Source organism: Hydrocarboniphaga sp., assembly GCF_965279055.1.
Taxonomy (GTDB): Bacteria; Pseudomonadota; Gammaproteobacteria; order Nevskiales; family Nevskiaceae; genus Hydrocarboniphaga.
The window spans coordinates 565731-585641 of record NZ_OZ257125.1 but is presented as its reverse complement, the minus strand read 5'-3'; the positions used below and the strand labels follow the sequence as shown (position 1 = coordinate 585641).

The 19911-nt window shown below is 66.3% G+C and carries 16 protein-coding genes; 11 read left to right on the top strand and 5 right to left on the bottom strand.

The features are described from left to right. Positions 1–126: 126 nt before the first annotated feature. The 8 genes from ACQZF9_RS02780 to ACQZF9_RS02745 all read left to right on the top strand — a co-directional run bounded on the left by ACQZF9_RS02780 (position 127) and on the right by ACQZF9_RS02745 (position 8220). Positions 127–762 carry a TIGR02466 family protein gene (locus tag ACQZF9_RS02780; RefSeq protein ID WP_428311754.1) on the top strand — a complete coding sequence of 212 codons (636 nt, stop codon included), beginning with the start codon at positions 127–129 and terminating at the stop codon, positions 760–762. A 136-nt stretch (positions 763–898) separates the two neighbouring features. Beyond that, complete coding sequence (locus ACQZF9_RS02775; RefSeq protein WP_428311753.1) at positions 899–3463, top strand: fused MFS/spermidine synthase; 2565 nt, start codon at positions 899–901, stop codon at positions 3461–3463. A 64-nt stretch (positions 3464–3527) separates the two neighbouring features. Further along, a complete protein-coding gene (gene nikR / locus ACQZF9_RS02770) occupies positions 3528–4019 on the top strand; it encodes a nickel-responsive transcriptional regulator NikR (RefSeq protein ID WP_428311752.1) in 492 nt (163 codons plus the stop codon). Between the two features lie 245 nt (positions 4020–4264). Further along, positions 4265–4543 (top strand): hypothetical protein, encoded by a 279-nt coding sequence (locus tag ACQZF9_RS02765; protein WP_428311751.1) that lies wholly within the window; start codon positions 4265–4267, stop codon positions 4541–4543. 186 nt (positions 4544–4729) lie between these two features. Beyond that, complete coding sequence (locus ACQZF9_RS02760; RefSeq protein WP_428311750.1) at positions 4730–4912, top strand: carbon storage regulator; 183 nt, start codon at positions 4730–4732, stop codon at positions 4910–4912. 115 nt (positions 4913–5027) lie between these two features. Next, on the top strand, positions 5028–5228 hold the full coding sequence (locus tag ACQZF9_RS02755) for a hypothetical protein (RefSeq protein ID WP_428311749.1): 201 nt from the start codon (positions 5028–5030) through the stop codon (positions 5226–5228). Between the two features lie 122 nt (positions 5229–5350). Then, a complete protein-coding gene (locus ACQZF9_RS02750; RefSeq protein WP_428311748.1) occupies positions 5351–7672 on the top strand; it encodes a Tex family protein in 2322 nt (773 codons plus the stop codon). 305 nt (positions 7673–7977) lie between these two features. After that, positions 7978–8220: a hypothetical protein gene (locus ACQZF9_RS02745; RefSeq protein WP_428311747.1), complete on the top strand. Its 243-nt coding sequence runs from the start codon at positions 7978–7980 to the stop codon at positions 8218–8220. Between the two features lie 429 nt (positions 8221–8649). On the opposite strand, the gene ACQZF9_RS02740 is transcribed toward ACQZF9_RS02745, so the two are convergent. Genes ACQZF9_RS02740 through ACQZF9_RS02730 form a run of 3 tightly spaced genes read right to left on the bottom strand, consistent with a single transcriptional unit; the run spans position 8650 to position 14506 of the window. Beyond that, positions 8650–10131: an efflux transporter outer membrane subunit gene (locus ACQZF9_RS02740; RefSeq protein ID WP_428311746.1), complete on the bottom strand. Its 1482-nt coding sequence runs from the start codon at positions 10129–10131 to the stop codon at positions 8650–8652. 1 nt (position 10132) lies between these two features. Next, the gene (locus ACQZF9_RS02735; protein WP_428311745.1) at positions 10133–13288 is read right to left on the bottom strand and encodes an efflux RND transporter permease subunit; all 3156 of its coding nucleotides are present in this window, start codon (positions 13286–13288) and stop codon (positions 10133–10135) included. Between the two features lie 27 nt (positions 13289–13315). Beyond that, complete coding sequence (locus ACQZF9_RS02730) at positions 13316–14506, bottom strand: efflux RND transporter periplasmic adaptor subunit (protein WP_428311744.1); 1191 nt, start codon at positions 14504–14506, stop codon at positions 13316–13318. 250 nt (positions 14507–14756) lie between these two features. Here ACQZF9_RS02730 and ACQZF9_RS02725 point away from each other — a divergent pair, with 250 nt between their 5' ends. From ACQZF9_RS02725 to ACQZF9_RS02715, 3 genes are all read left to right on the top strand, one after another. Then, positions 14757–15356 carry a TetR/AcrR family transcriptional regulator gene (locus tag ACQZF9_RS02725; RefSeq protein WP_428311743.1) on the top strand — a complete coding sequence of 200 codons (600 nt, stop codon included), beginning with the start codon at positions 14757–14759 and terminating at the stop codon, positions 15354–15356. Positions 15357–15554: 198 nt separating this feature from the next. Continuing rightward, positions 15555–17558, top strand: a complete 2004-nt coding sequence (gene mrdA / locus ACQZF9_RS02720) for a penicillin-binding protein 2 (RefSeq protein ID WP_428311742.1) — start codon at positions 15555–15557, stop codon at positions 17556–17558. A 178-nt stretch (positions 17559–17736) separates the two neighbouring features. Then, positions 17737–18687 (top strand): FHA domain-containing protein, encoded by a 951-nt coding sequence (locus ACQZF9_RS02715; protein WP_428311741.1) that lies wholly within the window; start codon positions 17737–17739, stop codon positions 18685–18687. Here the strand turns inward: ACQZF9_RS02715 and ACQZF9_RS02710 are convergent. After that, complete coding sequence (locus tag ACQZF9_RS02710; protein WP_428311740.1) at positions 18674–19255, bottom strand: YceI family protein; 582 nt, start codon at positions 19253–19255, stop codon at positions 18674–18676. The genes ACQZF9_RS02715 and ACQZF9_RS02710 overlap by 14 nt on opposite strands. Positions 19256–19263: 8 nt before the next feature. After that, positions 19264–19911, bottom strand: a complete 648-nt coding sequence (locus tag ACQZF9_RS02705; protein WP_428311739.1) for a glutathione S-transferase family protein — start codon at positions 19909–19911, stop codon at positions 19264–19266.

The window sequence follows — 19911 nt, the reverse complement described above, 5'->3', positions numbered from 1 at the left end:
GGTAGTGGCGCTTGGTGACGGACTTATTAAGAAAAAATGAATTCGTCGACGGTGCCCGCTGCCATCAAGCCGTCATCTGCGCGTGCGCAAAATCGGAGTTGGTCCCCGCGATACGCCATCAAGCCCATGTCGAGCCCTGCGCCGGAAGTCATCGGACTGTTCCCGGTTCCGTTCATGCGCATGCCGCGCGCGCTGCCGGCCACGCTGGTCTCGGCACTGGCGGCGCACTTCGGCGGCAACGCAACGCTGGCCAACAATTCCTCGGAGAACCTGTCGCACACGGCGATGCTCAAGCCCGGCGACAGCCCGCTGTTCGTGGAGGCGGCCGGCCTGATCACGCCGCTGCTGGCCGAGTTCGGCGCTTTGCTGTTCGGTGAGCCGCTCGGCTGGTCGCTGAAGGAGATGTGGGTCAACGTGCTCGACACCGGCGGCCGCCAGGCGATGCACAACCACGCCAACAGCTTCATCTCCGGCGTGGTCTACCTGACGGCGACGCACCCCGACTCGCGCACGGTGTTCATAAAGTCGCCGGGCGGCACCGACTTCGCGTTCCGCAACGACCACGCCGGCGTCGTCACCGGGCGCTACAACGCCGACAAATGGATCAGCCCGCCGCCGGAGCCGGGCGACGTCGTACTGTTCCCCAGTTACCTGTTGCACGCGGTGCCGCCGAACCCCGGCGCGCGGCGCATCACCCTGTCGTTCAATGCGATCCCGACGCGGCTGGATTCCTGGGGTTATCAGATTGGCTTCGGTGGTTGAGGCGGATGCCGACACCTGAAGCTGTGATGCCCGCGAACGCGGGAATCCGGTGCTGACAGAGCCGCGCCATCCGTCGCTGGATTCCCGCCTTCGCGGGAATGACGGGCAGTTGCTGCGGAACCGCCGGGCGCCCCGCGTGGCGCTGCTGCTGATGTTCACCTCCGGCTTTGCTTCGCTCGGCTACCAGATCGTGTGGACTCAGCAGGCGGCGCTGTGGCTCGGGCATGAAGCGGCCGCGGTGCTGGCGGTGGTCGCGGCGTTCTTCGCCGGGCTCGCGGTCGGCGCGCTGCTGCTGGGCGAGCGCATCGCCCGGAGTACGCAGACGGCGCGCTGGTACGCCGCCTGCGAAATCGCGATCGGCCTCTGGAGTCTGGCGTTGGCGGTGTTGCTGGCGCCGGTCACCGCGACGCTGCTCGATCTGATCGGTCCGCAACCTTCGCCACTGCGGCACTGGGCGATCGCCTTCTTCGGCACCTTCGTGCTGCTGCTGCCGGCGACCGCACCGATGGGCGCGACCTTGCCGGCGATGGAGCGCCTCCTTGCGACGCTGCGCCGCCAGCGCAGCTCGATCGCGGCGCTGTATGCCGGCAACACCTTCGGCGCCGTGGTCGGCGTGCTGGCTGCGGCTTTCGTGCTGGTGCCGCAATGGGGCCTGCTGCGCACCGCCGGCCTGTGCGCGGCGTTCAATCTGTTTTGCGCGATCGCGAGCCTGCTGCTGATGCGCGGCGCCGCCGCTACTGCGCCCGACGCAGTCGATGCAAAGGCGGCGCCGCGCGCGAACGCCGCGCTGTGGATGCTGGCCGCAACCGGCCTGCTCGGTATCGGCTATGAAGTCGTCGTGGTACGCGTGCTCGCGCAGGTAGCGCAGGACACGGTCTACACCTTCGCGCTGTTGCTGGCGGTTTACCTGCTCGGCTCGGCGATGGGCGCCGCCGCTTATGCGCGCTGGCCGTCGGCTGGCGACGATGCGGTGCGTCGCCGCGACACGCTGCTGCGCGCGCTCGCGCTGACGTGCCTGTTCGGCATGCTGGCGCTGGCGCATGCGCAATGGCTGCAGGCGAGCGTGCTGTCACTGCTCGGCGCCGGCATGCTGCCGGCGCTGCTGGCCGAAGCCACGGTTGCCGCCGCGGCTTTCCTGCCGGCGACCGTCGTCATGGGCGCGCTGTTCAGCCATCTTTCGACCCAGGCACGCGCGCAGCACATCGCGCTCGGCCGCGTGCTCGGCTTCAACACGCTGGGCGCGGCGCTGGCGCCGCTGCTGTTCGGTGTCGGGCTGATTCCGGCGATCGGCACGCGCAACTCGCTGGCGCTGCTCGCCGCCGCCTATTTGCTGCTGTCGGGCCGCGCTGCGTGGAAAGCGCCGTCGCATTACCTGAGCGTCGCCGCGTTGATCGCCGCCTGCTGGTGGGTGAGCAGCCTGGCGATCGTCGACCTGCCGGAAAACGGCCGCATCGTGAGCTACGACGAAGGCGTGATGGCCGCGGTCAGCGTGGTCGAGGACAGCGACGGCGTCGCCACCTTGCATATCGACAACCGTCAGCAGGAAGGCAGCAGTGCGACGGTGTTCGCCGACGCGCGCCAGGCGCTGCTGCCGCTGCTGCTGCATCCGCAGCCGCATCACGCGCTGATGCTCGGCCTCGGCACCGGCGTCACCGCGGCGGCGATGGCGCAGGATCCGCAATTGCAGGTCGACGCGGTCGAGCTGCTGCCGGAAGTCATCGCCGCGTCGGCGCTGTTCCGCGAGCCGCTGGCCGGCGCTACGGCGGACCCTCGGCTGCATCTGCTCGCCGGCGACGCGCGCCGCTACGTGCGCACCACGCCGCAGCACTACGACCTGATCGTCGCTGACAACTTTCATCCGGCGCGCAGCGGCTCGGGCTCGCTGTACACCGTCGAACATTTCGCCGCGGTGCGTCAACGCCTGCAGAGTGGCGGCCTGTTCTGCCAATGGCTGCCACTGCATCAGCTCGATCTCGACTCGCTGCGCAGCATCGTCCGCAGCTTTCTCGCGGTGTATCCGGACGCCACCGCAATGCTCGCCACCAACAGCCTGATCACGCCGACGATCGGCCTGGTCGGACGCCGCGATGCAGCGGGCATCAACCCGGCGCAGGTTCGCGATCGCATCAACGGCGCGCATCTTTTGCACGAGCCGCAGGAATTCGGGCTGCCCGACGAATACGCGGTGCTCGGCAGCTTCGTCGCCGGACCGCGGGCGCTGGCGCGATTCGCCGGCAATGCCGCATTGAACACCGATGATCATCCGGTCGTGGCGTATCGCGCGCCGCGCATCACCTATGCCGCGGACTCTTCGCCGGCCGATCGGCTGCTCACATTCGTGCAGGCGGTTGCGATTGCGCCGGCCGAGCTGCTCGACCGCCGCGCCGAGCCTGAATCCTCCGCACGCATCGCCGCCTACTGGCGCGCGCGCGACCGCTACCTCGCCGCCGGCCGCAACGTGCAGCCGGTCGCCGATCCGCGGCGGATGATCGAACAGGTCGGCGGCCCGCTGCTGGCGGTGCTGCGCCTCAGCGCCGACTTCCGCCCGGCCTACGATCCGCTGCTGCAGATGGCGGCCCTGCTCGACTCGATGGACCCGGCCGCGGCGCGTGCGCTGCTGGTGCAAATGCAGGCCGCGGCGCCGGATCGCCCGGAAGCGGCGCAGCTGCTCGGGTCGATGGCAGCACCCGCCGGCGGCTAGTACGTCCCACGCCGGCAACGCCGTCGTGCTAGAAAATCCGCTGACCCCTTGCCCGCACCGCCCCATGCAGCGCTACACCATCTCGCTGGAAGATTCGCTCGCCGAGCAGTTCGACGAGTGGATCGCGCGCCACCGCTACCAGAACCGCTCCGAGGCGGTACGCGACCTGCTGCGCGATCGGCTCGGCAAGGAGGCGCTGGACGAGGCGCCGGCCTCGGGCCAATGCGTGGCCTGCGTGTCCTACGTCTACGACCACCATTCGCGCGAACTCGGCCGGCGCCTGGCCGACGGCCAGCACCAGCACTACGACCTGGCCGTGTCCACCTTGCATGTGCATCTGGACGCCGAGCAGTGCTTCGAAGTGGCGCTGCTGCGCGGCGAACCCGAGCAGGTGCGGATACAGGCCGAGAGCCTGGTCGCCGAGCGCGGCGTGCGCCACGGCAAGGTCCACGTGGTGCCGATCGGCAAACCGGTCAACGGCGCGTCGGCGCATGACCACGGGCATCCGCACGCGCATCCGCATCCGAAGCTGGGCAAGCCCAAGCGGAATCGTTAGCCGGCTACTGTTTCGGCCTGTTGAACAACATCGATGGATAAGGCTCCGCCGTTGCGCCAAACCGCGATGCTGCGGCGCAAAAAACCGCCGCAAATACGGCAAAAAATCCCGCCGAGTGCTCGACTTGCCGGTGGGGGCTAGCTTTCTCGCCGCAGTTGGGGGCACAGTACGACCAGCCGGGTTCTCGACAACCCCGCATAGAAATAAAACGACAAGTGGTCGCGATGCGTTCGGAGGAGTCCGATATGTCGCTGCAAAGAAAAAACGTCATCCGCTGCACCGCGCTGCTGGCACTGGGCTGCGTCAGCTTCCAGATTCATGCGCAGGCGGAAATGGCCCAGATCCCTGCCCTGGTCTCCGCCGCCAGCGCGGCCGCCATATCGCAGAGCGCCAACGGCGCAATGCTGGCCACTCTCGAATCGTCCAATTCGGTGCTGGATACCGGTGCTCCGGTCGCCGGTGCCGGCCTGTTCGGCCTGCTGCTGGTCACCGTCGCCAGGCGCAAGCGGCGCAGACCGCACTAGACCCCGTTTCGTTTCGACGAACGCACCGGCCCAGCCCGGTGTTGTCGTTTATGGCGGCACCGAAGCCTGGCGGTGCCGCGGACGAATCCAATTCACACAAGCCGACGGCAAATTGTGACCTGCATCACATCATTTGGAGTCACACCGACCTGACACTGGCGTCATGGCGAACATACGGGAGGCGTCATGTTGGTGTTGTCGCGGCGGGTCGGGGAAACCATCCGCATTGGGGATTCCATCAGCGTGACGGTGTCGCGCATCACCGGCAACTCGACCGTGCGCCTGTCGATCGAGGCGCCCAAGCACGTGCCGATCGCGCGCAGCCCGAAGACGGCTGCCGGCAGACCGGACGCGCAAGAGGCGGGCTGAGCGTCGGCGGTGGGCTGGCGAGTCGTCACCGCCCGCTCATTGCGCAACGCCTCCACTGAGCGGATGCTGCCCGCGAACTCCTCGCGCTACGCGAGCGGGACGGCGGAGATTGCACTTGACCTGTAAAGCATGCACCGGCCAGATCGGACTGGCCGCGGATTGGCGACCGCACAGCCGCCTGCGCGCCCCCGGCTCGGCCGGCACCGCCGGTTACGCCGCCTCGCCAAACCAGAAACTCTATGCCTGCAGCGACTGCGGCACGGTGCTGCTCAAAGGCCGCAACACCGGCTGGTCGCTGGCACTGAAGACCGCCTGAACACGCGGCCGCAAGGCCCCGCAGCTTGACTTTCCGGGGCACCGTCGGGTGCCCCGGATCGCCTTGGTTTTCGCCCCTGCAGCGGTTATTGTCGCGCCCCGTTTCGCTGGCCAACCGACCGCATGAGCTCCACCGCCGAACGCAGGCATCAGAACATTCTGCAGACCATCGCCGCCGAGATCGGCGCGCAGGCCAAGCAGGTCGCCGCCGCGGTCGATCTGCTCGACGAAGGCGCGACGGTGCCGTTCATTTCGCGCTATCGCAAGGAAGTCACCGGCGGCCTCGACGACACCCAGCTGCGCAAGCTCGAAGAGCGGCTGGGCTATCTGCGTGAGCTGGAAGACCGCCGCGCCGCGGTGATCGACTCGATCCGCAGCCAGGACAAGCTCAGCGACGAACTCGAAGCCAGGCTGCTCGCGGCCACCACCAAGGCCGAAGTCGAAGACCTCTATCTGCCCTACAAGCCCAAGCGCCGCACCCGCGCCGAGATCGCGCGCGAACGCGGGCTGGAGCCGCTCGCCGACCAGCTGCTGGAGAACCGCCAGCTGGTGCCGATCGAGGCCGCGAGCGCCTTCGTGCAGGGCGAAGTCGCCGACGTGAAAGTCGCGCTGGAAGGCGCGCGCGACATCCTGATGGAACGCTTCGCCGAAAACGCCGAGCTGCTCGGCAAGCTGCGCCAGTATCTGCGCGACAAGGGCGTGATGCGCTCGCGCGTGTTCGACGACAAGAAGGAGGCCGGCGCCAAGTTCAGCGACTACTTCGAGCACAGCGAGCCCTGGCACAAGGTCGCCGGGCATCGCGCGCTGGCGATGATGCGCGGCCGCAACGAAGACATCCTGATGCTGGAAATCGAGATCGACGCCGATGACGTCGCGCCGGTGAAGCCGGTCGAACGCATGATCGCCGAGACCATGTCGATCCGCGGCGACGGCGGCGCCGCCGATGCCTGGCTGCTCGACGTGGTGCGCTGGACCTGGCGCGTGAGGCTGTCGACCAATCTGTCGGTCGACCTGATGATGGAGCTGCGCCAGCGCGCCGAAGCCGAGGCGATCAAGGTGTTCGCCGACAACCTGAAGGATCTGCTGCTCGCCGCGCCGGCCGGCTCGCGGCCGACGCTGGGGCTGGATCCCGGCGTGCGCACCGGCGTCAAGATCGCCGCGATCGACGGCACCGGCAAAGTCGTCGATACCAGCGTGATTTATCCTTTCCAGCCGCGCAACGACGTGCGCGGCTCGCAGGCCGAGATCGCGCGGCTGGTCAAGAAGCACGGCATCGAGCTGATCGCGATCGGCAATGGCACCGCCAGCCGCGAGACCGAAAAGCTGGTCACCGATCTGCTGCCGCTGTTGCCGGTACCGCGGCCGCGCAGCGTCGTCGTCAGCGAGGCCGGCGCGTCGGTGTACTCGGCATCAGAAGCAGCGGCGAACGAGTTCCCGAACATGGACGTGACCCTGCGCGGCGCCGTGTCGATCGCGCGGCGCCTGCAGGACCCGCTGGCGGAGTTGGTGAAAATCGATCCGAAGTCGATCGGCGTCGGCCAGTATCAGCATGACGTCGATCAATATCGCCTGGCCAAATCGCTGGACGCGGTGGTCGAAGACGCGGTGAACGCGGTCGGTGTCGATCTCAACACCGCCTCCGCCTCGCTGCTGTCGCGCGTGTCCGGCCTGAGCAGCAGTCTGGCGGAAGCCATCGTCGTGCATCGCGATGCCAGCGGCGCTTTCAAGACGCGCAAGCAGCTGCTCGACGTCGCGCGGCTCGGCCCGAAAACCTTCGAGCAGTGCGCCGGCTTTCTGCGCATACGCGACGGTGCCGAGCCACTCGATGCATCTTCGGTGCATCCCGAAGCCTATGTCGTCGCCAGCAAGATCGTGAAAGCCTGCGGCCGCGATCTGCGCAGCCTGATGAGCGACAGCGCCGCGCTGAAGAAACTCGATCCGCGTGAGTTCGTCGACGAGCGCTTCGGCCTGCCGACGGTACGCGACATCCTCGCCGAGCTGGAAAAGCCCGGCCGCGATCCGCGCCCGGAATTCCGCACCGCGACGTTCGCCGAGGGCATCAATGAGGTCGCCGATCTGAAGCCGGGCATGATGCTGGAAGGCACCGTCACCAATGTCGCGGCCTTCGGCGCCTTCGTCGATATCGGCGTCCATCAGGACGGCCTGGTGCACGTGTCGCAGCTGTCCGACCGCTTCGTCAAGGATCCGCGTGACGTGGTCAAGGCCGGGCAGATCGTCAAGGTGCGTGTTGTCGACGTGGATCTGAAGCGTCAGCGCATCGCGCTGTCGATGAAGAAGGACGACGGCAGCGCCGCGACCGTTTCCGGTTCACGCAGCGACAGCACCCGCGCCCCGGAGCGGCGCAGCACCAAGCCGGCGCCGAAGGCAGCCGCGACCGTGGGCTCACTGGGCTCGGCGCTGGCCGACGCCTTCAAGCGGAAATAAACGCGCTCCGTCGTCCCGGGCGGCCGGCTTCAGCGGATACGGCCGCGCACCGGCGGAGGGGTCGACGGCGGTCGCACCCCTTTGTTTATACCTAATTATATGTTTTAAAAAGTAATTTTCTCATCTGATACACGCAGGCGTAGCCCTGGCGCAGCCGCCGATCAGTATTGTCGATTACCAAACTTACTGATAGATCAGATTCAACAATGGTGATCATTAAAACTGACGATTGGATAAGTTATCGGGCCATAACCAGAATAGCTCCCATCGCAGCAAGACCTGCTTGAGCGTCAAAGGAAACACCCATGAAAACCATCATCCCCAGCCTCTCCAGCCTGTTCGGCACCTGGGCCTCCGCCGGCCAGTACGGCGATGTCGCCGACTTCGATACGGCCCACGACGAAGCCGAAGCCGTCAGATCCAAGGTCCAGACGCTGCCGGTCGCCAATCGCAAGAAGGCCGTCGGTGGTGTGCAGCAGTTCGGCAACAGTGCCGGCGAGCCGAAGTACATCGATGGCTCGATGCTGGTGAAGCGCAAGATCGCCTGATCCGCCGCTGTGTCATCTGGTGCAAAAGAGGCCCGCTGATGCGGGCCTCTTTTTTGTTCAAGACTTGTCGACGAAAGCGAGAGCCCCGGCGCGTGTCTTGTGTATGGCGCGACTGACCCCATTTATCGAAGTCGGATCGGAGTGACACATTGTCACAGCTAGTCCCGGCAAAAAATAATCGGAATTCGTCTGAACTATTCGCCGCCACACGCATCTAATCCTTTGAATGTGGATCTCTCCCTTTTCACATTCTCCGTCTTCACTCCCTAGACGGATCTGGTTTCCCCAAGCCAGAAACTCTTGCCTCGCGAGTCCCACCCCTGGCTCGCGGGGCATTTTCTTTTATGACGAGTTTTTCCGGGGATTTTCGGGTTTTTTCGTGACGACTTAAACAAGGATTCGCTCGCGCGAAGGCGGGAATCCTGTTGCTTAGTCGGCCGCCTTTCCGCTCGACGACTGCTCGGTCCAGCCGCCGCCCAACACCTTGTACAAGGTCACCAGGTTCTGCAGCCGTGTCAGCTTGAGCTTCTCCAGCGTCTGCTGCGCGGCGAACTGCGAGCGCTGCGAATCGAGCACCGTCAGATAGCTGTCGACGCCGCGATCGAAGCGCAGGCCGGCGAGCTTGAGGCTGTCACTGGTTGCATCGACCAGGCCCTGCTGCGCGATCAATTCATCGTCGAGCGTGGCACGTGATGCGAGGGCGTCGGCCACTTCGCGGAACGCGGTCTGGATCGTTCCCTCGTATTGTGCGATGCCGATGTTCTTCTGCACTTTTGCAGCGTCGAGATTGGCCACGTTGGCACCGCCCGAGAAAATCGGGACGCTGATCGACGGCGCGAAGCTCCACGCGGTGGAGCCCTTGTCGAACAGTCCATCGAGTTCGGTGCTGGCAGTGCCGTAACTGCCGGTCAGCGAGATGCTCGGAAAAAAAGCGGCGCGCGCGGCGCCGATGTTGGCGTTGGCCGCGACCAGCTGCTGCTCGGCGGCGAGTACGTCGGGGCGCCGCGTCAGCAACTCCGACGGCAGGCCCGGCGCCAGCGGCGCGGCCAGCGCGCCCTCGTCCAGGCCGTCGGCGATCGTCAGATCCGCCGGCAGCGCCGGCAGGCCGAGCAGCTGGGTCAGCGCATTACGATCCAGCTGCAGCTGGCGCGTGTACTGGGCCAGATTGGCTTTGGCGGTGAACACCGACTGCTCGACCTGGCGCACCGTCAGCGCGTCGGTGGCACCGGCGCTGAGGCGCTTCTGCGACAGCTCCAGCGTCGACTGCTGACTTTCCAGTGTCGTGCGCGTCACCGTCAGCAGACGCTGATCGGCGATCAGCGCGAAATAAGCATTGGCGACTTCGGCAACCAGGCTGATCTGCGTGCTGCGCCGCGTCTGCTCCAGCGCCAGGTAGTCGGCCAGGCGCGCCGCATTCAGGCTGCGAATGCGGCCGAACAGATCGACTTCGTAGGCGGTGATGCCGACGCCGGCGGTGAACGTGCGGGTGATGTCGTCGGTGCCGACCGCGGTGCTGCTGCCGGTGTCGGCACCGCTGCCGGCGCCGGAGGAAACCACGCCAGCCGGATACTTCGTCACCGACTCGCTGCCGCTGGCGTCGATGGTCGGCAGCAGCGCGGCGCGCTGGATGCGGTATTGCGCGCGCGCCGACTCGACGTTCAAGGCGGCGACGCGCAGATCGCGATTGTTGTTCAACGCGGTTTCGATCAGCGATCGCAATTGCGGATCGGTGAAGAACTCGCGCCAGCCGATGTCGGCAGCGACGGTCTTGTCGGCGCCCGCCGTCGCCGTACTTTCGTAGGCCGCAGCAAGCGGCGCTTCGGGCCGCTGGTAGTCGGGGATCATCGTGCAGCCGGCGCTGAACAGCGCCGCCGAAACCAGCGGCAGATAGCGATTTTTTTGCATGATCATGTCAGTGCTCCGACGCCGTGTGATGGCCGGCGGCGGGCGGCACGGCCTCGTGCTTGAGCTTGGGCTTGAAGCGGCGCAGCACGACAACGAAGAAAATCGGCACGAAGAAGATCGCCAGGATCGTCGCCGACAGCATGCCGCCGATGACGCCGGTGCCGATCGCGATGCGCCCGCCGGAGCCGGCGCCGGTGGCGATCGCCAGCGGCATCACGCCGAGTGCGAACGCCAGCGAGGTCATGATGATGGGCCGCAGTCGTTGGTGCGCTGCGTGCACCGTGGCCTCGACCAGTTCCATGCCCTTCTCGACGTTCTCCTTGGCGAACTCGACGATCAGGATCGCGTTCTTCGCCGACAGGCCGATCGTCGTCAGCAGGCCGACCTGAAAAAACACGTCGTTGGACAGGCCGCGCAGCAGCGTCGCGGCGACCGCGCCCAGCACGCCGAGCGGCACCACCAGCATCACCGCCACCGGTATCGACCAGCTCTCATACAGCGCGGCCAGGCACAGGAACACGACGAACAACGACAGCCCGTATAACGCCGGCGCCTGCGAACCCGACAGCCGTTCTTCGTACGACAGGCCGGTCCATTCGTAGCCGATGCCCGGCGGCAACTTGGCGGCGAGCGCTTCCATCGCGTTCATCGCATCGCCGGTGCTGTAGCCGGGTTTCGGCTGGCCGAGGAATTCCACCGACGGCGCGCCGTTGTAGCGATCCAGCTGCGGCGGGCCGTAAATCCAGCGGCCGGTGGCGAAGGTCGAGAACGGCACCATCGTGCCGGCGGCGTTGCGCACGTACCAGCTGTTGAGGTCGTCGGGCAGCATGCGGCCCGGCGCGTCCGACTGCATGAACACGCGCTTCACGCGGCCGCGATCGATGAAGTCGTTGACGTAGGCCGAGCCCCAGGCAGTCGACAAGGTGTCGTTGATGTCGGCGAGAGTGAGCCCCAGTGCGCTCGCGCGTTCGCGATCGATGTCGATCTTGTACTGCGGCTCGTCGTCGAGGCTGTTCGGACGCACCGCCATCAGCACCGGATCCTTGGCCGCGGCGCCAAGCAACTGCATCTTGGCTTCCATCAGCTTGTCGTGGCCGAGATTGCCGCGATCGATCAGCTGGAAGTCGAAGCCGGTGGCATTGCCGAGTTCCAATACCGCGGGCGGCGCAAACGCGAACGCCTGTGCGTCCTTGACGTTGTGGGCGAAGTAACTCATCGCGCGGCCGGCGATGGCCGTGACCGTGTGATCCTTGCCCGGCCGGTCGGCCCAGGGTTTCATCCTGACGAACGCGATGCCGGCGCTCTGGCCGCGGCCGGCGAAGTTGAAGCCGGAGACGGTGAACACGCCTTCCACCGCGTCTTTTTCCTGCTCGAGGAAATACTCGCGGATCTGCGTCAACGAGGCTTCGGTGCGCGACGTGGTCGCACCCGGCGGCGAGGCGACCATCGCGAACATGATGCCCTGATCCTCGTCGGGCAGGAACGAGCCGTTGAGGCGCGTGAACAGGAACGCGAGCCCGGCGACGATGATGACGTAGATGATCAGATAGCGGCCGCTGTTGCCGATCAGGTGCTGCACGCCGTGCATGTAGCGGGTATTGGCCGATTCGAAACGCGCGTTGAACCAGGTGAAGAAACGGTTCTTCTTGTGGCCGCCCTTGCCGGGCGCTTTCAGCAGCGTGGCGCACAGCGCAGGCGTCAGGGTCAGCGCGACGATCACCGACAGCACCATCGCCGATGCCACGGTGATCGCGAACTGGCGATAGATCACGCCGGTCGATCCGCCGAAAAAGGCCATCGGCAGGAACACCGCCGACAGCACCAGCGCGATGCCGACCAGCGCGCCGGTGATCTGCTGCATCGACTTGCGCGTGGCCTCGACCGGCGACAGGCCTTCTTCGGCCATCACGCGCTCGACGTTCTCGACGACGACGATCGCGTCGTCGACCAGCAGGCCGATCGCCAGCACCATGCCGAACATCGTCAGGGTGTTGATCGTGAAGCCGGCCGCCGACAGGATCGCGAACGTGCCCAGCAGCACCACCGGCACCGCGATCGTCGGGATCAGCGTGGCGCGGAAGTTCTGCAGGAACAGCAGCATCACCAGGAACACCAGCACGATGGCCTCAAGGAGGGTCTTCACCACTTCCTCGATCGACAGCTTCACGAACGGCGTGGTGTCGTAGGGGTAAATCGGCTCCAGGCCCGCAGGAAACAGCGGTTTCAGGCGCTCCACCGTGGCACGCACTTCCTTGACCGTGTCGAGCGCATTGGCGCCCGAGGCGAGCTTGATCGCGATACCGGCGGCCGGCTTTCCGTTGTAGCGCGCCGACGTCGCCAGCGATTCGCCGTTGAGCTCGACGCGCGCCACGTCGCGCAGCCGCACCTGCGAGCCGTCGGCATTCACGCGCAGCAGGATCTTCTCGAACTCGGCCGGCGTCTGCAGGCGCGTTTCGCTGATCACCGTCGCGTTGAGCTGCTGGTTGCCGACGATCGGCAGCGCGCCGAGTTCGCCGGACGCGAGCTGCACGTTCTGCGCCTGGATCGCGGCGCGCACGTCGCTCGGCACCATGCCGTAGTTGTTGAGCTTGGCCGCGTCGAGCCAGATGCGCATCGCGTACTGGCTGCCGAACACCTGGTAGTCACCGACGCCGGGCGTGCGGCTCAGCGGGTCCTGCATCTTCGACACGATGAAATCGGACACGTCCTGCGGCGACATGCTGCCGTCCTGCGAGACGAAGCCGACCACGACCAGGAAGTTCTTGGTCGCCTTGGCCACGCGAATGCCCTGCTGCTGCACTTCCTGCGGCAGCAGCGGCGTTGCCAGGTTCAGCTTGTTCTGCACCTGCACCTGGGCGATGTCGGGATTGGTTCCCTGCTTGAACGTCAGCGTGATCGTCGCGCTGCCGTCCTTGGCGCTGTTGGACGAGAAGTACATGAGCCCGTCGAGGCCGCTCATCTGCTGCTCGATCACCTGCACCACGGTGCTCTGCACGGTGTCGGCAGAGGCGCCCGGATACTGCGCCGTCAGCGACACCGCGGGCGGCGCGATCGCCGGATACTGGCCGACCGGCAGGCTTTTGATTGCCAGGCCGCCGAGCAGCATCGCCATCAGCGCGAGTACCCACGCAAAGATCGGGCGATCGATAAAGAAACTGGCCATCTTGGAATTCCTTTTGGATCGCGCGGATCAGCGCTGGGCCGACTTCTGCGGCGGCTCGGCTTGCGGCGCGGCCGGATCCAGCTCCGCCAGCGGTACCTCGCGCACGCTCACCTGGCTGCCCGGCTTGGCCTGCTGCAGGCCGCGCACGATCACGCGATCGCCGGCCTTGAGGCCCTCGCTGACCAGCCAGTTGGCGCCAATGGCACGCTCGGTCTTCAGCTTGCGCAGTTCCACCTTGTCGTCGGCGCCGACGACCATCGCGGTCGGCTCGCCTTTCTGGTTGTGCGTGACCGCCTGCTGCGGCACCAGCAGCGCGCCTTCGCGCTGGCCTTCCTCGAGAGTGGCGTGCACGAACATGCCGGGCAGCAGCGTGTGGTCGGCGTTCGGGAAGATCGCGCGCAAGGTCACCGAGCCGGTGCTGGTATCGACGGTGACTTCGGAGAACTGCAGCTTGCCCGGCGTCGCATAGACGCTGCCGTCCTCAAGCTGCAACTTCGCCGCGGCGGCATCGTCGCCGGCGCGCGTCAGCTCGCCGCTGGCCATCTGCCGGCGCAGCTTGAGCAGCATCACGCTCGGCTGCACGAGGTCGACATAGATCGGATCCAGCTGCTGGATGGTGACCAGCGACGTGGTCTGGCTGGCGGTCACCAGCGCGCCCTCGGTGACCATCGATCGGCCGGCGCGGCCGCTGATCGGCGACTGCACGTTGGTATAAGCCAGGTTGATCTTCGCGGTCTGCACCTGCGCGCGCGCCGAGGCGACGTCGGCCTGCGCGGTTTCCTGGGCGGCGACGGTGTCGTCGTATTCCTGCTTGCTGACCGCGTTGACTTCGACCAGCGGCTTGTAGCGCTCGACGTTCGCGGCGGCGACATGCTCGCTGGCCTCGGCCTTGGCCAGCGCCGCCTGGGCACTGCCGAGCGCGGCCTGGAACGGCGCCGGGTCGATCAGGTACAGCGACTGCCCGGCCTTGACCTCACCGCCTTCGTTGAACAGCCGTTTCAGCACCACGCCGCTGACCTGCGGCCGCACGTCGGCGACGCGGTAGGGCACGGTGCGGCCCGGCAGATCGGTGGTCAGCTTGACCGCCGTCGCCGCCAGCGTGAGCGCCCCGACTTCCGGCGGCGGCGGGGCGGCCTGCGGCTGGGACTTGCCGCAGGCGGCCAGCGAGGCGCCGAGGATCAGCACGGACAATAGCGGCAACAGCTTGGTCTTCGACATCGGTATTCCTGAATGCACGGGCGCGGCCTAAGCAGTCCGGGCGAAGACGACCGCGTGGCCCGCCTTTACCCTGCCCCCTGCACTTGGCCGATACGCTGGCCGTTTCCACCTCGCGGGTGGCTATAATTAGAATGAGCGTTCATTCTATAACGCCCTGCGGTGCTGGCAAATCAATTTTTCCGATCGACGCCCATCGTCGATCGTTGTAACGGAGCAACGGCATGCACTTGCAACACTGTCGGGTAGGGCGATGAGCGCCGGCGAGACCGAGCCCAAGAAAGGCGAGCTGCGCCGGATGAAGCTGGTACAGGCCGCGATCCGATGTTTCGAGGAAAGCGGCTTCCACGGCGCCAGCATGTCGCAGATATCCGAAGCCGCCGGCATGAGCGTCGGCCACATCTATCACTACTTCCCCGGCAAGGAGGCGCTGATTGCCGCGATCGTCGAAGTAAAACTGGAAGAAACCTTCCAGCGGATGAACGCGGCGGCACGCAAGGCCAGCCTGTTCGACGCGCTGATGGCACGCGCCGGCGACTGCACCGGCGAGGACACCAAGCGCGGCGAACGCGCGCTGTTCTTCGAGACCGTCGCCGAAGGCGAGCGCAACCCGAAGATCGCGGAGCTGATGCGCAGGGCCGACCAGCGTTTGATCAACCGCCAGCGCGAAATGTTCCGCGAACTCGAGCCTTCGGTGGCCAGCCTCGCCGACGACGACCTCGACGCGAGGCTGGAAGTGTTCAACGCACTGCTCAACGGCCTGACCGTGCGCGAGCTCTATAACCCCGAGCACGACACCGCCAAGATGGAGGCGATCGTGGTGAAGATGCTGAGGTCGCTGATCGAGGTTTGAGGTCTCGCGGTCTGGCCGCTCGATACGCCGGACTCGTCCGGCTACTCGGGGCGAACGGAGTTTCGCCGAGGGGGCAGATCGCAAAACGATCGCCAAGTAACAAGGCCGATACGTAAGCACGGGGCCCGTTGCCGCGCATCGGTTTTACAATGCCGGCCCGAAGCGCGTTGCCGCTTCTGCCAGCACACACGAGGGCTCATGCGAATCGAACTTCCGCCGCGCCGACGGCGGCGGACATTCGAAGCGGTCAGGGACGTCTACGAGGAGAAGCGCAGCTTCGCGCGGCGCATCGGAACGGCCGCGGTGATCACGCTGCTGATGGTCGGCGTGCTGGTCGCCAAGCTGGTGTCGATCCAGCTGCTGCAGCACGACTACTACTCGACCCGCGCCGACGCCAATCGCACGCGCCTGGTGCCGGTGGCGCCGGTGCGCGGGCTGATCTACGACCGCAACGGCGTCGTGCTGGCGCAGAACCAGCCGAGCTTCGTGCTCGAAATCACGCCGGAAAAAGTCCAGGGCCGGCTCGACGAAACCCTGAAACTGCTCGCCGCCGACGTGCGCATCAGCGAGCGCGACATCGCGCGCTTCAAGGAGCGCGTGCGGCGCACGCCGCGTTATCGCGCGGTACCGCTGCGCACGCATCTGTCGCTGGAAGAAGTCGCGCGCTTCGAGCAGGACCGCTACGAATACCAGGGCGTCGAGGTCAACGCGCAGCTGAGCCGCGAATACCCGCTGGACAACGTCACCTCGCACCTGATCGGCTACGTCGGCGGCATTTCCGAAGCCGATTACGCCAACCTCAACGCCGACCAGTATCTGGGCCTGAACCAGATCGGCAAGTCCGGCATCGAGCAGAGCCACGAGGACGATCTGCGCGGCATGCCGGGCAGCAAGGTCATGGAGGTCAACGCCGACGGCCGGCCACTGAACGAACTCGGCTTCCGGCCCGGCAGCGCCGGCAAGGACCTGGTGCTGTCGATCGACGCCAAGCTGCAGGCCGTGACCGTGCAGGAGTTCGGCGATCTGGACGGCGCCGCGGTCGCCATCGACCCGAAAAGCGGCGAGGTGCTGGCGCTGGTCAGCACTCCGGGTTTCTCGCCGGCGCCTTTCGTCGACGGCATCGACAACGACAGCTACCAGGCGCTGCTGGCCGACCCGCGCCGGCCGCTGTACAACCGCGCGGTGATCGGCACCTACCCGTCGGGCTCGACGATCAAGCCCTTCCTCGGCATCGCCGGCCTGCACTACGGCGCGATCAGCGCGACCAAGACGATCTACGATCCGGGCTATTTCCAGCTACCCGGCGTGGCGCGCAAATACCGCTGCGACCGCCGCAGCGGCCATGGCGCGCTGGCGCTGGACCAGGCGATCGCGCAGAGCTGCGACGTTTATTTCTACCAGGCCGCGGTCAATCTCGGCATCGACCACATCGACGAGATGCTGGCGCGTTTCGGTTTCGGCAAGGCCACCGGCGTCGACCTGCCCAACGAGAAGGCCGGCATCCTGCCGTCGCGGGAATGGAAGCGCCGCGTCTACAAGCAGGGCTGGTACCTGGGCGAAACCGTGAACATGGGCATCGGCCAGGGCTATTTCACGGTGACGCCGATGGAGCTGGCGCAGGCGGCGGCGCGCCTGGCGACGCGCGGCGGCGGCTACAAACCGCACCTGGTGCATGCGATGGTCGATACCGTCAGCGGCGACAAGCAGCTGGTCGAGCCTCAGGCGCTGCCACCGATCAACGAGGTCGCGCCGGCGATCTACGACGAAGTGATCCGTGCGATGGGCCTGGCGACGCAGGGCCCGACCGGCACCGCCTACGCGGTGTTCAAGGACGCGCCGTACACGGTCGGCGGCAAAACCGGCACCGCCCAGGTCGCCGGCCTGCGCCAGGACGAGACCTATGCGCCGAAAATCGATCGCATTCCCAAGCACCTGCGCGACCACGCGCTGTTCATCGCCTTCGCGCCGATCGACGACCCGAAGATCGCGGTGGCGGTGATCGCCGAGCACGCCGGCTTCGGCGGCACATCGGCGGCGCCGATCGCGCGGCAGATGATCGACCAGTATCTGCTCGGCAAGGTGCTGTTCCGCGCGCCGCAGCCGGTGGTTCTGGCCACGCCCGAGGATCAGATGCCGGCCGACGGCGACGACGATGACGCGACCGGGACACCGACTCAGCCGAAACCGGTTCCGCCCGAGTAGCGCGAAGCGCGTATCGAGGGACACAAGCAGAGCGCGCTCCCTCGATACGCCTCGCAAGCGAGGCTACTCGGGACGAACGGAGTTTCTTCGAGGCGGAAGTGAGTCCTCGTGATTACCTTGTCATGTTGTAAGAAATTGCCGATAGTGGGCCGACCGATACGATCCGCTACAGAACCGTATGAGCGACAGGCTGGCCCCGAACTGCGGTGTGCTGATCATCGACGTCGCCGGCTCGGTGCGGCTGCGGCGCGAGCTGGGCGAGGTCGCCGCCGGCCGCCAGATCATGCATCTGCTCGACAGCATCATCGCCGCCGCCCGTGCCCGCGGCGCCAGCTTCATCAAGGCCTATGGCGACGACGTGCTGGCGATCTTCGAGCAGGACGCCATCCCCGCCGCCAGTGAAGTCGCGGTGCAGGCGCAGCAGCTGGCGCAGGAGATGGGCCTGCAGCTGTACGCGGGCTTTCATCGCGGCGACGTGCAGTTCCGCCTCACCGATGGCCATCTCGACGCGATCGGCCAGACCATCAACTTCGTCGCGCGGCTGCACAAGCTCACCGAGGACGCGCCAGGGCAGATTTTCGTCGTCGAGGAGAGCATCGCCGGGCTCCCGGCCAAGCTGCGCGATCTGGTCCAGCCTTTCGGCCAGCGCAGCCTCAAGGGCCTGGGGCGCTACAACGTCTGGACCTTGAACTGGCGCGCCGCCGACACCTGCACCTCGACGGTCTACGCCAGCGGGCCGGCGCCGGGTGCGCAGGGCTCGGTGCTGATGCTCAGCCACGGCGAGCGGCGGCTGAGCTGGGCCGGCGACGACAAGAAACATCGCCTCGGCCGCGGCTCGGCCTGCGAGCTGAGCATCGCCGACCCGCAACTGCGCATCTCGACGATGCACTTGGTGATCGACTGCATCGACGGCTACTGGTTCGTGCAGGACATCAGCCGCAACGGCACCTGGCTCAGCGGCGACGACGGCCAGGAGCTGCAGCTGCCCTACTGCCAGAAAGCGATGCTGCCCCGATCCGGCCGGCTGTCGCTGGGCCGGCCGGCAGCGCAGGACCCGGAGCAGCGCTACTGCCTGCAGTTCGCGATCGAGCCGCTGAATGCGGACGACGAGCCGGCTACTCGCTCTTGATCGATTCCATCTGGATGCGCAGCACCACGTCCATCTTGAAGCCGTAGTCCTTGCCGGCAGTCAGGCCGAACTCGTCGCGCTTGAACGTGCCGGTGGCGTCGGCGCCACACAGCTCACGCTTGAGCATCGGGTGCGGAATGCAGTTGAAAAGGTCGATGTTCAGGGTCACCGGCCGGGTCACGCCATGCAGATTCAGATCGCCGACGACCCGGGTCGGCTTGCCGTCGACGAAGTCGCTGAGCTTGCCCTTGTATGTCGCCTGCGGAAATTTGGCGACGTCGAAGAAGTCTTCCGAGCGCGCGTGCTCGTTCATTTTCTGGTGGCCGAAATCAACGCTGCTCAAATCGACGGTCACGTCGACACTGCCGGTTTTCGCTTCGCGATCCAGCGTCATCGTGCCGCTGGTCTTGTCGAACTTGCCGCGCCACAGCGACACGCCCATGTGATCGGCCTCGAAGCTCGGGAACGTGTGCTCGGGGTCCATCTTGTAGGTCGCCGGCGCGGCGCTGGCGGCGCCGATCGGCAACAGGCCGAGCAGCGCGGCCGGCAGTAATGGTTTGATCTTCATGGCGCCGCTCATCCCGGAAACATGTGCAGGTACGGCTCGGCCTCGCGCAGCACGCGCGCATACGAGGGGCGCTGCAGCAGGCGATCGAAGTACGCAGCCAGATGCGGATGCCCGTCGCGGAACGGCTGCACTTTGTCGGCGTAGAACAGAGCCGGCGCGGCCGCGCAGTCGGCCATCGTGAAATCGGCGCCGGCAGCCCATTGACGCGTCGCCAGCTGCGCATCGGCCAGCGCATAACTGGTCTTCAGCATGCTGCGCGCGCCGGCCACGCCGAGCGCGTCGTGCTGGCCGTCGGGGCGCAGCCTGTCGCCGACGATCTTCTGCATCGGCTCCATCACGTAGTGATCGTAGAAGCGATCGAGCAGGCGTACCTCGCGCGCCGCATCGGCGTCGCCCGGAATCAAGCGGCTGCGGCCGGGATAGTGCTGCGCCAGGTACTCGATGATGATGCTCGACTCCGGCACCAACTGATCACGCGCCTCGTCGCGCAGCACCGGAAACTTGCCCACCGGCCAGACTTTCAGGAACGCACTGCGCGATTGCTCGTCGCCCAGATCGACGATCACCGGCTCGAACCCGATGCCGCTTTCGTACAAGGCGATCAGCGCCTTGTGGCAGAACGAGGACAGTGGATGCAGATAAACCCGGAGGCTCAT

Bases quoted from the DNA above. Each gene is read 5' to 3' on its own strand.
- ACQZF9_RS02710 (WP_428311740.1), bottom strand. From the start codon at position 19,255: ATGAAGATCAAACCATTACTGCCGGCCGCGCTGCTCGGCCTGTTGCCG.
- ACQZF9_RS02745 (WP_428311747.1), top strand. From the start codon at position 7,978: ATGAAAACCATCATCCCCAGCCTCTCCAGCCTGTTCGGCACCTGGGCC.
- ACQZF9_RS02765 (WP_428311751.1), top strand. From the start codon at position 4,265: ATGTCGCTGCAAAGAAAAAACGTCATCCGCTGCACCGCGCTGCTGGCA.
- ACQZF9_RS02780 (WP_428311754.1), top strand. From the start codon at position 127: ATGTCGAGCCCTGCGCCGGAAGTCATCGGACTGTTCCCGGTTCCGTTC.
- ACQZF9_RS02750 (WP_428311748.1), top strand. From the start codon at position 5,351: ATGAGCTCCACCGCCGAACGCAGGCATCAGAACATTCTGCAGACCATC.
- ACQZF9_RS02730 (WP_428311744.1), bottom strand. From the start codon at position 14,506: ATGTCGAAGACCAAGCTGTTGCCGCTATTGTCCGTGCTGATCCTCGGC.
- ACQZF9_RS02735 (WP_428311745.1), bottom strand. From the start codon at position 13,288: ATGGCCAGTTTCTTTATCGATCGCCCGATCTTTGCGTGGGTACTCGCG.
- ACQZF9_RS02740 (WP_428311746.1), bottom strand. From the start codon at position 10,131: ATGATCATGCAAAAAAATCGCTATCTGCCGCTGGTTTCGGCGGCGCTG.
- ACQZF9_RS02715 (WP_428311741.1), top strand. From the start codon at position 17,737: ATGAGCGACAGGCTGGCCCCGAACTGCGGTGTGCTGATCATCGACGTC.
- nikR (WP_428311752.1), top strand. From the start codon at position 3,528: ATGCAGCGCTACACCATCTCGCTGGAAGATTCGCTCGCCGAGCAGTTC.
- ACQZF9_RS02725 (WP_428311743.1), top strand. From the start codon at position 14,757: ATGAGCGCCGGCGAGACCGAGCCCAAGAAAGGCGAGCTGCGCCGGATG.
- ACQZF9_RS02760 (WP_428311750.1), top strand. From the start codon at position 4,730: ATGTTGGTGTTGTCGCGGCGGGTCGGGGAAACCATCCGCATTGGGGAT.
- mrdA (WP_428311742.1), top strand. From the start codon at position 15,555: ATGCGAATCGAACTTCCGCCGCGCCGACGGCGGCGGACATTCGAAGCG.
- ACQZF9_RS02705 (WP_428311739.1), bottom strand. From the start codon at position 19,911: ATGAGCCTCCGGGTTTATCTGCATCCACTGTCCTCGTTCTGCCACAAG.